18 protein-coding genes are annotated in these 13,964 nt (G+C 51.1%); all 18 read left to right on the forward strand.

Annotation, left to right across the window (positions count from 1 at the left end; genetic code table 11):
* Positions 1–200: 200 nt before the first annotated feature.
* The 18 genes from flgB to ACTTK7_RS01870 all read left to right on the forward strand — a co-directional run bounded on the left by flgB (position 201) and on the right by ACTTK7_RS01870 (position 13,942).
* Complete coding sequence (flgB, locus tag ACTTK7_RS01785; protein WP_462865310.1) at positions 201–596, forward strand: flagellar basal body rod protein FlgB; 396 nt, start codon at positions 201–203, stop codon at positions 594–596.
* 2 nt (positions 597–598) lie between these two features.
* Positions 599–1,045, forward strand: coding sequence for a flagellar basal body rod protein FlgC (gene flgC, locus ACTTK7_RS01790; protein WP_298784326.1), 447 nt, complete (start codon positions 599–601; stop codon positions 1,043–1,045).
* Positions 1,046–1,065: 20 nt separating this feature from the next.
* A complete protein-coding gene (gene fliE, locus ACTTK7_RS01795; protein WP_462865312.1) occupies positions 1,066–1,350 on the forward strand; it encodes a flagellar hook-basal body complex protein FliE in 285 nt (94 codons plus the stop codon).
* A 29-nt stretch (positions 1,351–1,379) separates the two neighbouring features.
* Positions 1,380–2,972 (forward strand): flagellar basal-body MS-ring/collar protein FliF, encoded by a 1,593-nt coding sequence (gene fliF, locus ACTTK7_RS01800; protein WP_462865314.1) that lies wholly within the window; start codon positions 1,380–1,382, stop codon positions 2,970–2,972.
* A gap of 15 nt (positions 2,973–2,987) precedes the next feature.
* Positions 2,988–4,001: a flagellar motor switch protein FliG gene (fliG, locus tag ACTTK7_RS01805; protein WP_322524665.1), complete on the forward strand. Its 1,014-nt coding sequence runs from the start codon at positions 2,988–2,990 to the stop codon at positions 3,999–4,001.
* Entirely contained in the window at positions 3,994–4,737 is a 744-nt protein-coding gene (gene fliH, locus ACTTK7_RS01810) for a flagellar assembly protein FliH (protein ID WP_462865316.1), read from the forward strand. The genes fliG and fliH overlap by 8 nt, the downstream gene beginning before the upstream one ends.
* Entirely contained in the window at positions 4,734–6,050 is a 1,317-nt protein-coding gene (gene fliI / locus ACTTK7_RS01815; RefSeq protein ID WP_462865317.1) for a flagellar protein export ATPase FliI, read from the forward strand. Before fliH ends, fliI begins: the two co-directional genes overlap by 4 nt.
* Positions 6,050–6,508: a flagellar export protein FliJ gene (gene fliJ / locus ACTTK7_RS01820; RefSeq protein ID WP_462865319.1), complete on the forward strand. Its 459-nt coding sequence runs from the start codon at positions 6,050–6,052 to the stop codon at positions 6,506–6,508. Before fliI ends, fliJ begins: the two co-directional genes overlap by 1 nt.
* Positions 6,501–7,055, forward strand: coding sequence for a MotE family protein (locus tag ACTTK7_RS01825; RefSeq protein WP_462865320.1), 555 nt, complete (start codon positions 6,501–6,503; stop codon positions 7,053–7,055). Before fliJ ends, ACTTK7_RS01825 begins: the two co-directional genes overlap by 8 nt.
* Before the next feature lie 16 nt (positions 7,056–7,071).
* Positions 7,072–8,868, forward strand: a complete 1,797-nt coding sequence (locus ACTTK7_RS01830) for a flagellar hook-length control protein FliK (protein WP_462865322.1) — start codon at positions 7,072–7,074, stop codon at positions 8,866–8,868.
* 22 nt (positions 8,869–8,890) lie between these two features.
* Complete coding sequence (locus ACTTK7_RS01835; protein ID WP_462865415.1) at positions 8,891–9,367, forward strand: flagellar hook capping FlgD N-terminal domain-containing protein; 477 nt, start codon at positions 8,891–8,893, stop codon at positions 9,365–9,367.
* 18 nt (positions 9,368–9,385) lie between these two features.
* Positions 9,386–9,766 carry a TIGR02530 family flagellar biosynthesis protein gene (locus tag ACTTK7_RS01840; RefSeq protein ID WP_462865324.1) on the forward strand — a complete coding sequence of 127 codons (381 nt, stop codon included), beginning with the start codon at positions 9,386–9,388 and terminating at the stop codon, positions 9,764–9,766.
* A gap of 73 nt (positions 9,767–9,839) precedes the next feature.
* On the forward strand, positions 9,840–10,637 hold the full coding sequence (flgG, locus tag ACTTK7_RS01845; protein WP_462865326.1) for a flagellar basal body rod protein FlgG: 798 nt from the start codon (positions 9,840–9,842) through the stop codon (positions 10,635–10,637).
* A gap of 53 nt (positions 10,638–10,690) precedes the next feature.
* Positions 10,691–10,900, forward strand: coding sequence for a flagellar FlbD family protein (locus tag ACTTK7_RS01850; RefSeq protein WP_322524674.1), 210 nt, complete (start codon positions 10,691–10,693; stop codon positions 10,898–10,900).
* Positions 10,901–10,930: 30 nt separating this feature from the next.
* The gene (locus tag ACTTK7_RS01855) at positions 10,931–11,359 is read left to right on the forward strand and encodes a flagellar basal body-associated FliL family protein (protein ID WP_462865328.1); all 429 of its coding nucleotides are present in this window, start codon (positions 10,931–10,933) and stop codon (positions 11,357–11,359) included.
* Positions 11,360–11,402: 43 nt separating this feature from the next.
* Positions 11,403–12,398 (forward strand): flagellar motor switch protein FliM, encoded by a 996-nt coding sequence (fliM, locus tag ACTTK7_RS01860; protein WP_462865330.1) that lies wholly within the window; start codon positions 11,403–11,405, stop codon positions 12,396–12,398.
* Positions 12,391–13,557 (forward strand): flagellar motor switch phosphatase FliY, encoded by a 1,167-nt coding sequence (gene fliY / locus ACTTK7_RS01865; protein WP_462865332.1) that lies wholly within the window; start codon positions 12,391–12,393, stop codon positions 13,555–13,557. Before fliM ends, fliY begins: the two co-directional genes overlap by 8 nt.
* 22 nt (positions 13,558–13,579) lie before the next feature.
* Positions 13,580–13,942, forward strand: coding sequence for a response regulator (locus ACTTK7_RS01870; RefSeq protein ID WP_462865333.1), 363 nt, complete (start codon positions 13,580–13,582; stop codon positions 13,940–13,942).
* Positions 13,943–13,964: the final 22 nt, after the last annotated feature.

Genomic DNA, 13,964 nt, shown 5'->3' on the forward strand with positions numbered 1-13,964 from the left:
CTATACAATAAATAAGCACAATAAGTATAAAAGAACTACTAAAAAGTGGTTTAACCACTTAGACGGTAGTTACTGAAATGCAAAAACCACGATATTAATTAGACAAATGTACATTTTTTCTATACAATTTAGGAATTAATGCTCATATAAAAGTAAATAACTAAACCTTTAGTATTAATTAAAAACCCAGAGGTGAGAAAATGGAACTGTTTCAATCAGGAACGTGGCAGAAATTACAGGCGGGTGTCGAAGGGGCATCGCTCAGACAGAAGGCAATCACGGATAATATTGCCAATATTGACACGCCGAACTACAAAGCAAAGGAAGTTTCCTTTCAGGACATGCTAAAAGAAGAAAGCAGCAGTCAGATGGAAGCTGTGCGGACAGACGCAAAGCACTTTTCTTTTCAGAATAATCAAAATTCTCCAGAAGTATATGAGCAGAAGGGCAATACATACAACAATAATGGAAACAATGTAGACATCGATAAGGAAATGACTGAGCTTTCGGAAAACCAGCTGCATTATAACGCCATTATTGACCGTATTAATGGAAAATTTGGCGGCATTAAATCAGCTATCCGGGGAGGGTCATAAGCATGTCTATTTTTAATGGGATTCAGGCCTCCGGCTCGGCCTTGACGGCTCAGCGTCTAAGAATGGATGTCGTAAGCTCCAACCTTGCGAATGCGGATTCCACAAGAGGAAGGCTCGTCGACGGGGAATGGCAGCCGTACCAGCGCAAAACCGTTTCCATGAGCCCGAAGCAGGACAATTCCTTTCAGTCAAATTTAACGAAAGCATTAAATGATCAGGGCGGTGTGCGCGTGTCGGAAATAGGCGTGGACGACGCTCCTTTTGATGAGGTTTACCAGCCGGAGCATCCCGATGCCAATGAAGAAGGCTACGTACAGATGCCAAATGTGGATCCTTTAAAAGAAATGACGGATTTGACCTCGGCCTCACGCTCGTATGAGGCAAACGTCACAGCCCTCAATGCCAATAAAAATATGATGATGAAAGCACTTGAAATCGGTAAAAACTAACGACGGAAGGAGGAGTACGGATGGAAATCACAAATGTTCAGGCACCGGTAATGAAAGCAGCAAATGAGGCGGGCCAGGCAACAGTAAAAGAAACTGGAGATTCGTTTCAAAAAGCGATGAGCAAAGTCAACGAAGCGCAGCTGGAGTCGGACCGGATGACAGAAAAACTGGTGACCGGTGAAGCGGATAATCTGCATGATGTGATGATTGCTGCAGAAAAAGGAAGTGTCTACATGCAGACGGCCACCGAGGTGAGAAACAAGGCGGTGGAAGCTTACAAAGAAATGATGCGGATGCAGGTGTAATCGTAAAGAGGAAGGTATGAAGCGGAGTTATGAAAGAAAAATGGAAAGAATACAGCCAAAAGGCGAAAACGTATTGGAGCAGCCGCAGTAAAAAACAAAAAAGAATATATATTTTTGGCACGACGGCGATCTTTCTTTTTCTCCTCATCAGCATACTGCTGTTTTCGCGGACAAACTTTGAGCCTCTTTACACCGATCTGGCACCGGAAACAGCAGGCAGCATCAAAGAAACGCTCGACACCCGCGGAGTGAAATATGAAATATCGAACGAAGGGACTACCATCAGCGTGCCGAAGGATCAGGTGGATGCGTTAAAGGTGGACCTGGCGGCTGAGGGGCTTCCGCAGGACGGGGCGATTGACTACAGCTTCATCGAAGATCAGACCGGCTTTGGAATGACAGACAACGAATTCTCTGTCATGGAGCGGGCTGCGCTCCAGACTGAACTTGAAGCGCTGATTTCCAATATGGATGCAGTGGCAAGTGCCGATGTAATGATCAACATGCCGGAGGAGTCTACGTGGGTGGCTGAAGAAGCCGAAGCAGCCACGGCGTCGGTGAACGTTGATTTGGGCGGTGCCGGAGAGCTCGATCAGGAGCAGGTGAAAACCCTGTATAACCTGGTATCCAAAAGTGTGCCTGATCTGCCGGTGGAAAACATTGATATCAGTGATACAAGCATGAATTATTATACATATGAAGAAAACGGGGCGTCCGGCTCTGCGATGGATCAATACGAGGACCAGCGCGCGGTACAGCAGGATATCGAAAAAGACATCCGCCGTGAAGTCCAGCAGATGCTCGGTACGGTAGCCGGCCAGAACAAAGTGATGGTATCAGTAACGACAGACATCGACTTTACAAAAGAAAACCGGGAGGAAGACCTGGTGGAGCCGGTGGATGAAGAAACGATGGAAGGCATTGCAGTCAGCGCCGAAGAAATTGCTGAAGCCTATGAAGGTGTTGATCCTCTCGAAGAAGGTGAAGCAGGCGCCGGGGAGGAAGACGTAGCCAACTATCCAGCCGGTGCAGAAGCAGCCGGTGACTCAGAGCGGACCGAAGAACGAATCAACTACGAAGTGAACCGTATACATAAAGAGATTCAGGAGAGTCCGTACAAGCTGCGCGACCTCGGTATTCAGGTCATGGTGGAGCCGCCGGATCCGGAAGACCCGAATTCTTTAGAGCCGGAAACGATGGATAACATGCAGGCGATGCTTGAGACCGTCATCAGTACGAGCATCGACAAAGAATATCTCGAGGTGGAAGGCGAGGAAATGGATGTAGAAGAAAAAGTCTCTATTTCCTCCCAGACCTTCCTCGGCGCAGAAGAGAACGATCAGGAAGCAGGCGGCCTGCCGTGGTGGGCTTATGCATTAATGGCTGTCGGCGCTTTGGGCCTCATCATTTTAGTGGTATGGCTCGTCCGTCGGAAAAAACCAGCCGAAGCCAAAGAAGAAACCTTCCAGGCTGCGGAATTTGAACAGCGCGAGGTCCCTGATCTCGAGAGCGGCAGGGAAATGACCGAGGAAGAAAAGAAACGAAATCAGCTCGAGAAGCTAGCAAAGGAAAAGCCGGAGGAATTTTCAAAGCTGCTTCGTTCCTGGCTGTCCGATGATTAAAAGGGGGAGCAGCAATTGCAGAAAAGAAAAGAAACGCTGACTGGAAAACAAAAGGCAGCTGTGCTGCTTATTTCATTGGGCCCGGACGTTTCAGCCGAAGTATATAAGCATTTACGTGAAGACGAGATTGAAAAGCTGACGCTTGAAATTGCGAACGTACGAAAAGTGGAGAGCTCGAAAAAAGAAGAAGTGATGAATGAATTCCATCAAATAGCCATTGCTCAGGACTACATTTCCCAGGGAGGCATCGGCTACGCCAAAAGCGTACTTGAAAAAGCGCTCGGAGAAGAGGAAGCGATGCATATGATTAACCGCCTCACGTCATCGCTGCAGGTAAAGCCGTTTGATTTTGCCCGCAAAGCTGAGCCTTCCCAGGTGCTGAACTTCATTCAAAATGAGCATCCGCAGACAATCGCTCTTGTGCTTTCCTACTTAGAGCCGGGGCAGGCCGGCCAGATTTTGTCGGAGCTGCCTGAGACGCAGCAGACCGATGTGGCCCGCCGCATTGCAAAAATGGACCGGACTTCACCGGAGATCGTAAGCGAAGTGGAGGCAGTGCTTGAACAAAAGCTTTCCACGTCCGTCACCCAGGACTTCACCGAAGCGGGGGGCATTGAATCCGTCGTGGAGGTGCTGAACGGGGTGGACCGCAGCACGGAAAAGATTATTCTTGAATCCCTGGAACAGGAAGATCCGGAGCTGGCCGAAGAAATCAAAAAGCGGATGTTTGTATTTGAAGACGTGGTGGCGCTTGATAACCGCTCGATTCAGCGGGTGGTACGCGACGTCAATAATGATGATCTGCAGCTTGCCCTGAAGGTGGCAAGCGAGCAGGTGAAAGAAGTCGTTTTCCAGAACATGTCCCAGCGGATGGCCGAAACGTTCCAGGAGGAAATGGAATTTATGGGGCCGGTAAGACTGCGTGATGTAGAAGAAGCACAGTCGAGAATTGTCGGTATTATCCGCAGACTTGAAGAAACGGGTGAAATTGTAATCGCCCGCGGCGGAGGAGATGATGTGATTGTCTAACGTATTTCGCACACACGTCAGCGCAGAGCACCGAACCATTGCCCCGAGAAAAATCGTGTATGAAGAAACGGCCCCGCAGATCGACGAGCATTTTCTCCAGCAGCATCAGGCCGAACAGTTAAAAGAGCAGGCCGGGCGGCTGCATGAGCAGGCCGAACAGGTCTGGAAGGAAACCCAGGAAAAAATCAGACAGGAAGAAAAAGACGCCGGGGATCGTATTGCGGCATGGGCCGAAGAGGCCAAGCAGCAAGGATATGCCGAGGGCTTTAAGAGCGGGGAGGAGAAAGGCTTCGAAGCTTGGCAGGAACAGATTAGCCATGCCGGACGGATCATAGAATCTGCGGAGCAGGCCTTTCATGAACGTCTGAACGAGGCCGAACCGACGGTGATCGATATTGCGGTGCAGGCGCTTGAAAGAATGCTCGGCCCGGAATGGCTGCCGGATGAACACTGGCGGATGCAGCTCTCGACTGCGGTCAGCTCTCTGCGTGAGCAGGGAAACATCCGGGTGCTCGTCAGCGCGGAGGATTATGAAGAAGTGCGAATGTATAAAGAGGAGCTGCAGAGTGCGGCCGGAAGCGACCAGAAGGTGACCATTTATCCGGATGCGCAGATGAAAGAGCGGCAGTGCTTGCTCGAAACGAACTTCGGAAAACTCGACGTTTCCCTTGACACTCAGCTCGTGGAATTAAAAAAACAGCTCCAGGCTGTTGTTAAAGAGGGCATGCCGGTATGAGAGCGGAGCATGCAGCGAAACAGGTGAAACACATGTCTCTGTACCGTTCCTATGGAAGTGTGGAACGGGTGATTGGATTAATGGTGGAGTCGCGCGGACCGAAAACAAACGTCGGTGACATCTGCTGCATATACGGTGTCGGAAGCGACAGTGCCACGGCCGCGGAGGTAGTTGGCTTCCGGCAGGAATACGTGCTGCTGATGCCGCTGGAGTCGTTAAAAAACATCAGCCCGGGCTGCACGGTCGAGGCCACCGGTAAGCCACTGAAAATCAAGGCAGGAGCAGGGCTGATCGGACGCGTGCTAAATGGCATGGGAGAGCCGATGGATCATCAGGAGCTTCCGGAAGGGCTGGTCAGCGTTTCTTCGGAGGCAGCACCGCCTGCTCCGCTTGACCGGCCGAGGATTAAAAACGTCATGCCGACCGGTGTAAGAGTGATTGACAGCCTGCTCACGATGGGGGAAGGCCAGCGGATAGGCATCTTTGCCGGAAGCGGTGTCGGGAAAAGCAAACTGCTTTCGATGATCACGCGCTACACGGAAGCCGACGTTAACGTAATCGCGCTTATCGGAGAACGCGGGCGCGAGGTCCGGGATTTTATTGAACGTGACCTGGGAGAAGAGGGCATGGCCAGATCAGTGCTGATCGTAGCGACCTCGGACCAGCCCGCTTCGATGCGGATCCAGGGAGCCTACACGGCGACAGCCATTGCCGAATATTTTCGTTCCAAAGGAAAAAAGGTCAATTTCATGATGGACTCCATCACCCGGTTTGCGATGGCACGAAGAGAAATTGGCCTTGCGATTGGCGAGCCTCCTACGACAAAAGGATACCCGCCGTCAGTATTTGCCCTCCTGCCGGGACTGCTTGAGCGGACCGGCACAAGTAACGAAGGCTCGATCACCGCGTTTTATACGGTGCTCGTGGACGGGGACGACATGAACGAGCCAATTGCCGATGCCGTACGCGGTATTCTCGACGGTCACTTTGTGCTCGAACGGTCGCTTGCCAACAAAAATCATTTTCCGGCCATCGACGTGCTTCAAAGCGTCAGCCGGGTAATGTCAGAAATTACGGATAAAGCTCATCAGGAGGCAGCCTCGAAAGTAAAAAGCTGGCTTGCGGCTTACCGGGAAGCAGAAGACCTTATACGAATCGGGGCCTACCGCAAAGGCAGCTCCCCCGAAACCGACGAGGCGCTGGAAAAATTACCTGCCGTTGAAGCACTTATTCAGCAGCGGTCGATGGAAGCATCGACGATGGAACAAACGCTGCAAAAGCTGCAAAACGTTATGGAGAAAGGAGCATCCTAATGTCCTATCAATTTTCTTTAGAACAGCTGCTGCAGCTGAGAGACCGCGAAAAAGACCAGAAGGTAAAATCCTACAATGAGGCAGTGGACCAGTTTGAGCAGAAAGCAGGCACCCTCTATGAAATGCTCCGTTCCAAAGAGCACGCCGAAGAAATAAACCGGGAGAAAATGACCCGGGGGGTGACGGTGCTGGAGCTTCGTCAGCAGGAAAAAATGCTGCATATGTATGAACGGGAAGCAGCCGTTCTTGAAGAAGCGGTGAGCAAGGCGCGCTGGATGATGCAGCGCGAAGAAAAAGCGATGCAGGAAGCATGGCGTGAAAACCGGAAGCTTGAGCTGATAAAAGAAAAAGAAGAAGCCAAACATATGGAAAAATTAAAGCGTAACGAGCGTATGGCCATGGATGACACAGCAGTACAAATGTATCTCCAAAAGCAGACGGTGCAGCATTATGGCTGAAAAAGAAAAGAAAAAAGGCAGTTTTTTTCAATGGTTTTTCATGCTGTTTCTTATCCCGCTTGTTTTCGCCATTGTTCTCTCAGTGGCTGTTATGTCCTTTATGGGGATAAATGTCACTCAGCTCGGCCAGGACGTAGTGAAATCGGTCACCGGCAGCGAGGAAAGTGCCGATGACGCCGGTGCTTCCAGTGAAGAGCTCGAAGCCAAGGAAGAGGAAATCGTCGAACTGCAGCAGCGGCTTGATGAACGGGAGCAGGAGCTTGAAAGCGTGGAAGAAGAGCTTGAGGAACTGACGCTCGAATCAGAAACAGAAGATAATAATGAAGAGGAAGAAAGCGGCGGGAATACTGGTTCAGCTCAGAAAATTTACAAGGAAATGAAGCCGGCCACTGCGGCAGCGGTGCTCGGGCAGCAGGAAACAGAAGTTATTGTCCAGCATTTGTACACGCTGCAGCCGGAGGAACAGGCCGCCATACTCGAAGAGATGGATGAGGAGCTTGCTGCTTCCGTTGTTTCGGGGATTGAAGGCCTCGACCTGGAACAGTAAAAGAAAGGAGGCCGCTATGGAGACAGCAATTACCGGCCGGTCGGCGTCGCCGGGCCAGGCCGCTGCGCTCGTACCCGCTCAGACAGGAGGTGGTCCGTCAGCATTTGCCGCTCTGTTTGCCGGTGCCGCCGCATTAACGGGCAAACAGCCGGTTATGGAAAAAGGGACGGAAAATGCCGGGGCTTCTGCTGAGCAGATAATGAAGGCCATCGAAGCAGATCCGGAAGCAATCAATGCGCTGATGGAAAAGCATCCCGAATTTGAGGAAGCCGTGATGTTTATCGCTGAGCTCGTACGTAACGAACAGGGCGGTGAAGGACCAGCGAAGAAAGAGACGCCCGAAGAAATGCCGATAGAAACGGAAAATATTTTCACAAAGCTTGCCGTTGTTCTTCATTCTCCGGACACAGAAGCAGCTGCAGGAACAGATGCTGCCGAAGGGGAGAAGCGGCTGGAACTCCCGTTTGGCGCGATTAAAGATGCGGATGGGAAAGCAGAGCTGCCGGTGCTCGAGCAGCTTGCAGCCCGGTTGAACGATCTTGCTCCCCGCGATCAGCAGGTGGTACAGGTGGCGGCAGAAAAGCTGCAGGAGGCCGCCGGATCGCTGCTCTCGAAAGCTCTGGAGGGGGAGGGAAAAAAACAGGCAGAAGAAGTATTTACAAGGCGTCTGAATGAACTGACTGCGCTTCTTTCAGAGGTTTTATCAGATAAAACAGGGAAAGTCCGTCCGGAAGCCGCTCTAGCAGCATCGGCAGTGGCTGCCGGAGCTCCGGTACAGGAAGACGTACTCGAGGCAAAGCAGGACAATGGTCAGCCGGCACGGCCGCTAGTGCAGAAGGAATTGTCCCCAGTGAAAAAGATTGACATCCTGTTTCCGGAAAAAACGCAGGAGTCCCGGCAACTGATTTCCTTTTTGAATCAGCAGGCCGACGCCAAAAGCAGCGCCGAGATGCGGCCGCAGTTACTTTCGCAGGCGCCAGCCGGGTGGATGAGCCCTGCCGCCGGGAAGGAAGCGGCGGCAGATACAGGCACCCAGATGGTAAAACAGGACCTTCAGCAGTGGCAGAAATACCTTGGTGGACGGCAGCAGTCAGACACCTGGGTGCCGAAAGCTCTTCAGCCGTCCGCTCTAGAAGCACCGGAAAAGCAGCTGACTGCGTTTGTCCAAAGTCTTTCGGCTCTGGTAAAAAAGCAGCCGCCGGCGTCTTCAACAGCAGAGGCGGATAACAACGAAGCGTTTATTAAGCAGCTTGAGCAGATTCTGCAGGTCATCCGAGGCGAAGCAGGAAAGGTTTCATCTCCTCCAGCACCAACAGCCGGTGCGGGAGAGCCTAGAGCGCTTCAGCCGAATGCGCCGCTTGTGATTCAGCTCCCGCCGGCGTCTGAAGGAAATCAGCGCCAGGCCGAATTTTTAAAGCAGTTTCAGCAGACGCTCGGGACGATGAACGCTGTCCAGCTAAAAAACGGGGCTTCCTATACGATTCGTCTCCACCCTGAGCATCTGGGCCGGATCGATGTGAAGCTCACGAAAATTGAAGGACAATGGACCGCCCAGCTGATTACAACCTCCAAAGGAGCACAGGAGCTCGTGGAAGGCAGCGTGCATCAGCTGAGACATTCCTTTCTGCAGCAGAATCTGCAGGTCGAACGTATCGAAGTAGCAGAGCACCCCGAGTTCTATAAAGAAGAAGAGCATAAAGAAGAACCTGAAGAAGAGCGGGAAGCGGTAAATACGCAGGAAGAGTCTTCAGAAGAGGAAGAACGCTCGTTTGAAGATATTTTACAGCAGCTTTCAGTCAACGAACGAATTTAAAGGAGGTGAACATACAGTGAGTATGATTACAGATAATATGCAGCTGAACAACGCTTCAAACAGCAAGTCGCCCTTTGCCGCTGAAAACAGCAACGGCAACATGGATAAGGACGATTTTTTAAAACTGCTTATCACCCAGCTGCAAAACCAGAACCCGCTTGAGCCGATGAACGACACTGAATACGTGTCGCAGATTGCCAACTTCAGTACGCTCGAGCAGATGAACAACATGAATAAATCCATGGAGCAGTCGACGCAGTTTATGGCGCAGGATGCCCTGATGCAGCTGAGCGGCCTGATCGGTCAGGACGTCACGTGGCAGTCGCTCGTAAACGCCAACACACCAAATGAGGATGTGCAGACGGGGCGCAACGAAATTATGTCGGTGAAAAAAGATACGCAGGGAAACATAATGGTCGAGCTTGACTCCGGCCGCTGGATTGACGGCAGGCAGGTGGTGAACATCGGAGAGGACGAGGCGGCTGCAAAGGGAAGCTGATACGAAGGAAGGAACAGCATGGATTATTCAAAGGTGTACAACTATGCCAGAATGCCGGTTCCGTCCAGTACAGCCAGCACCCCACGACCGGAAAAGCAGCAGGCTGGTTCATTTGCCTCGCTGCTGCAAAACGAGCTTACAGCTCCTGATGTCAAAATCAGCAAGCACGCTGCCAAACGAATGGAAGAAAGAAATGTTCATATTGGAAGCGCAGACTGGGAGCAGATGCAGGTGAAGCTGGATAAGGCAGCAGAAAAGGGTGTCAAGGAATCTGTTGTGGTGTTCCCGGAAGCGGCACTGGTCGTGAACGCAGAGAACCGGACCGTTATTACAGCAATGTCAAAGCAGGAAGCAGCAAACCACACGTTTACAAATATTGACGGCGTTATATTCATGTAAAAAGGCTTGACCGCAAGGAGGCCTGGGCTCCCGACAGACAGACGGGGCCCGCTTAAACCAAAGGAGGAATACGATGCTACGCTCTATGTATTCTGGAATTGCAGGAATGAAGAACTTTCAGCAGAAATTGGACGTTATCAGCAACAACATCGCAAACGTTAATACCCAGGGGTTCAAAAAAGGACGCCCGACATTTCAGGATATGATGAGCCAGCAGACCGGGGCAGCAGCCGGAGCTGATGGTGGCCGGGGCGGTATCAACGCGAAACAAATCGGTCTTGGAAGTGAGCTTGGGAGCATCGATACGGTGGACACGCAGGGCAGTCTGCAAAACACCGGCCGTGAACTCGATCTGGCTATTTCGGGTTCAGGATATTTTAAACTGGAAAATCCGCAGGGCGGCGAGAATTTATACACAAGATCAGGGAACTTTTATTTGGATAACGGAGGAAACATCGTGAATCCAGACGGTCATTATTTATTGGACGCTGGAGATGAAAGAATTAATATTGATCCCGATGCGCAAAGCTTTAGCATCGATGCTGCAGGTAATGTCAACGTAGTAGGCGCAGGCGGGGCAATTAACAACGAGGGTCAAATTGGCCTTGCAACGTTTAATAACCCGGGCGGTTTAGATAAAGAAGGAGGTAACGTGTACAGCGCATCCTTGAACTCCGGAGCCGCTGTTGATGCTGTTCCGGGCGAAGGCGGAGCGGGAGAAATTGTTTCCGGAGCGCTTGAAATGTCCAACGTTGACCTGTCGGAGGAGTTTACAGAAATGATCACGGCCCAGCGCGGATTCCAGGCGAACACGCGGGGTATTACGACAGCAGATGAAGTGCTGCAGGAGCTGCTGAACATCAAACGGTAACTAATGAATGAAATCGGGGGAGACAGGGGCGAAATGCTGCCCCTCAATTAAATATGATGGAACTGACAAAATTAAACGGACGCCCGTTTGTGCTGAACACTACATTGATTGAGCAGGTCGAAGCAGCGCCGGACACGACGATTACGCTGTTGAACGGCAACAAAATTGTTGTTCGGGAAAGTCTCAGTGAAGTGATGGATCGTGCCGAACGGTTTTACCGGCGGACATGGATGCCGGCCGGTCGAAAAGGGGAGAACGTCTGAGCTATGTTAAAAAGCAAAGCAGGAAAAATAATGATGATTATGCTTTTGACCCTTGTACTTATTGCCGGTGCGGCTGCTGCTGTGTATCAGTTTCTCGGCTCCTCTGGACAGGCAGAGGGCAGTGAAGAAGAAAAGGCAGAGGAATTAAGCGCTGAAGAACTGAGGGAGCTCACCTGGGACATGGACGAAATGACCACCAACCTTAAGGGCAACGACCGCTATATTAAAACGAGGTTCAGCCTGCAGGCCGATAATGAAAAAGCCCGGGAAGAACTCGAGCAGCGCGACTATCAGATTAACAACATAATTATCCATGAACTGGCTCAGCTCGAACCCGGAGACATCGAAGGTTCGGAAGGGACCACCGAAATGGAAGAACGAATCAGGGAAAAAGTGAATGAGGTTATGACTGAAGGGAAAGTACAGCGGGTCTATACGACCGAACGCGTCATTCAGTAACCCAGGCGCCGCCCGAGAGAAGAGAAAGGGAGGTGAAAACCTCTTGTCAGATGTACTATCCCAGCATGAAATAGATGCCCTTTTGTCCGGATTGTCCACCGGAGAAATGGACGGCGAGCAGTTAAAAAAAGAAGAAAACGAACGCAAGGTCCGTTCCTACGATTTTAAACGAGCCCTGCGCTTTTCCAAAGAACAGATCCGGGGCCTGTCGAGAATTCATGAAAACTTTGCCAGGATTCTTACCACGGCGCTTTCAGGACAGCTGCGATCCTTCGTGGATATCAGCGTAGCCTCTGTGGATCAGGTGCCCTACGACGAATTTATCCGCTCAATTCCCAAGATGACGCTGCTTAATGTGTTTGAAGCACCGCCGCTTGAAGGACGGATGCTCATGGAGGTCAACCCGCACGTCGGCTACGCCATGCTCGACCGGCTGCTTGGCGGCCAGGGGCAGAGCATGAATAAGGTTGAAAAGCTGACGGAAATTGAAACAAAGCTTTTAAGCTCCTTTATGCAGATGATTCTCGAATCCTTCCAGAGTGCCTGGGAATCAGTGCTGAGTATTGAAACCATCGGCTCCGAAATTGAGGTGAATCCGCAGTTTCTCCAGATGGTCTCTCCAAACGAAACCGTGGTGGTTATTTCTTTAACCACAACGATTGGAGAAACGTCGGGAATGATTAATCTGTGCCTGCCGCACATGGTGCTTGAAGAGATACTGCCCAAGCTTACCACCCACTACTGGATGCAGACGAAAGTAAAAGAGCGGGACCAGCAGGAAGTGGAGCATCTGAACGAGTGGCTGCTGCAAGGAAATGTTTCCCTGCAGGCAATCCTCGGCACTTCCTCTATCACCATCGAAGAGCTTTTACATATAGAGCGTGGAGACGTTTTAACGCTCAAGCAGCACATCGATGACCCGCTCGAGGTGCATATAGGCAGCAGAAAGAAATTCACGGCTCAGCCGGGGAAAAAGCGCAGCCATATGGCTGTACAGATATTAGAGAAGATAGAGGAGGGAGAAGAACAGCATGAGTAATGACGATATGCTTTCGCAGGACGAAATTAATGAGCTGCTGAAAAATGTCGGCGCAGACGATGATGACGACAGCGGCGCTTCCTCCGGGGAGAAGACGCCGGCCGAAGAAATTGCCTCTTCCACGGAAGATGAGGAACTCGATCATCTGCTTTCCACCGAGGAAAAGGACACGCTCGGTGAAATCGGCAATATCAGCTTCAGCAGCGCAGCCACTGCCCTGTCGAGCCTGCTGAACCAAAAAGTGAGCATCACTATACCAGGCGTAAAAGTGGTGTCGACTGAAATGGTGGAAAAGTCCTTTCCCCGTCCTCACGTAGCGGTAAATGTGGAATACACCGAAGGGTTCGAAGGCACAAACCTGTTTGTAATCAGCATGACGGACGCAAGCATTATTGCCAACCTGATGATGGGTGGCGACGGGCAGGTTGATGAGGCAGCTGATATTGATGAAATGCAGCAAAGCGCGGTCCAGGAAGCGATGAATCAGATGATGGGATCGGCATCTACATCGATGAGCACCATTTTTAACAAACGGGTGGATATTTCTCCACCGGGCGTCAATATTATGAACCTCGAAGAAGAAGAGTCGGCCCGCTACATCCCCGACGAAGATACTGTTGTACAGATCGCGTTTCGCATCCAGATAGGAGAGCTGATGGACTCCTACATTATGCAGCTCATCCCGCTTGGATTTGCGAAGAAAATGGTGGAGGAGCTGCTCGGGGCAAGCAACGAAGCTCCGCAGCCCGAACCGAAGCAGCAGGCTGCCCCGGAGCCTTCCGGACGGCAGGAAGCCGAGCCGCAGACAACTCGCGACCAGGAGCCGAAAGCATCTCCGACAGTAAGCGGAGCCGCCTTTTCCGAGCTTGAGGAGCCCGCGCACAGATATAATGACGGCGGCGGGAACCTGGATATGCTGATGGATATATCGCTTGATGTAACGGTGGAGCTTGGCAGATCGCGGCAGCCGATCAAGGATATTTTGTCGCTGTCCCAGGGCTCGGTAGTCGAGCTTGATAAGCTTGCCGGTGAACCTGTCGATGTACTGGTGAACCAAAAGCCGGTAGCTAAAGGGGAAGTAGTTGTCATCGATGAAAATTTTGGCGTACGCATTACGGAAATACTCAGTCCGAGAGAACGGGTTGCGCAATTAAAATAACGACAAACAGGGAGTGGAAAACATGGGATATTCAGTTTTAGTAGTAGACGATGCCGCGTTCATGCGGATGATGATTAAAGATATTCTGGAAAAAAACGGGTTTAACGTAGTAGGAGAAGCAAAGGATGGAAACGAGGCAGTGGAAAAATTCCAGGAAACGTCGCCGGATCTGGTGACGCTTGATATTACGATGCCTGATAAAGACGGGATTGAAGCACTGAAGGAAATCAAGGCGGCGGACCCGAACGCCAAGGTGATCATGTGTTCAGCCATGGGCCAGCAGTCAATGGTAATTGATGCGATTCAGGCGGGAGCTAAAGATTTCATCGTAAAGCCGTTTCAGGCAGATCGTGTAATTGAAGCAATTAATAAAACGTTAGGCTGATGGCCTGCCGCGGGGGAAGAAA

The sequence above is a fragment of the Marinococcus tarijensis genome (assembly GCF_054971385.1).

What these genes read in the sequence shown, in the direction of transcription:
- flgB (WP_462865310.1), top strand. Translation starts at nt 201, where the DNA reads ATGGAACTGTTTCAATCAGGAACGTGGCAGAAATTACAGGCGGGTGTC.
- flgC (WP_298784326.1), top strand. Translation starts at nt 599, where the DNA reads ATGTCTATTTTTAATGGGATTCAGGCCTCCGGCTCGGCCTTGACGGCT.
- fliE (WP_462865312.1), top strand. Translation starts at nt 1,066, where the DNA reads ATGGAAATCACAAATGTTCAGGCACCGGTAATGAAAGCAGCAAATGAG.
- fliF (WP_462865314.1), top strand. Translation starts at nt 1,380, where the DNA reads ATGAAAGAAAAATGGAAAGAATACAGCCAAAAGGCGAAAACGTATTGG.
- fliI (WP_462865317.1), top strand. Translation starts at nt 4,734, where the DNA reads ATGAGAGCGGAGCATGCAGCGAAACAGGTGAAACACATGTCTCTGTAC.
- fliJ (WP_462865319.1), top strand. Translation starts at nt 6,050, where the DNA reads ATGTCCTATCAATTTTCTTTAGAACAGCTGCTGCAGCTGAGAGACCGC.
- ACTTK7_RS01825 (WP_462865320.1), top strand. Translation starts at nt 6,501, where the DNA reads ATGGCTGAAAAAGAAAAGAAAAAAGGCAGTTTTTTTCAATGGTTTTTC.
- ACTTK7_RS01830 (WP_462865322.1), top strand. Translation starts at nt 7,072, where the DNA reads ATGGAGACAGCAATTACCGGCCGGTCGGCGTCGCCGGGCCAGGCCGCT.
- ACTTK7_RS01835 (WP_462865415.1), top strand. Translation starts at nt 8,891, where the DNA reads ATGATTACAGATAATATGCAGCTGAACAACGCTTCAAACAGCAAGTCG.
- ACTTK7_RS01840 (WP_462865324.1), top strand. Translation starts at nt 9,386, where the DNA reads ATGGATTATTCAAAGGTGTACAACTATGCCAGAATGCCGGTTCCGTCC.
- flgG (WP_462865326.1), top strand. Translation starts at nt 9,840, where the DNA reads ATGCTACGCTCTATGTATTCTGGAATTGCAGGAATGAAGAACTTTCAG.
- ACTTK7_RS01850 (WP_322524674.1), top strand. Translation starts at nt 10,691, where the DNA reads ATGATGGAACTGACAAAATTAAACGGACGCCCGTTTGTGCTGAACACT.
- ACTTK7_RS01855 (WP_462865328.1), top strand. Translation starts at nt 10,931, where the DNA reads ATGATGATTATGCTTTTGACCCTTGTACTTATTGCCGGTGCGGCTGCT.
- fliY (WP_462865332.1), top strand. Translation starts at nt 12,391, where the DNA reads ATGAGTAATGACGATATGCTTTCGCAGGACGAAATTAATGAGCTGCTG.
- ACTTK7_RS01870 (WP_462865333.1), top strand. Translation starts at nt 13,580, where the DNA reads ATGGGATATTCAGTTTTAGTAGTAGACGATGCCGCGTTCATGCGGATG.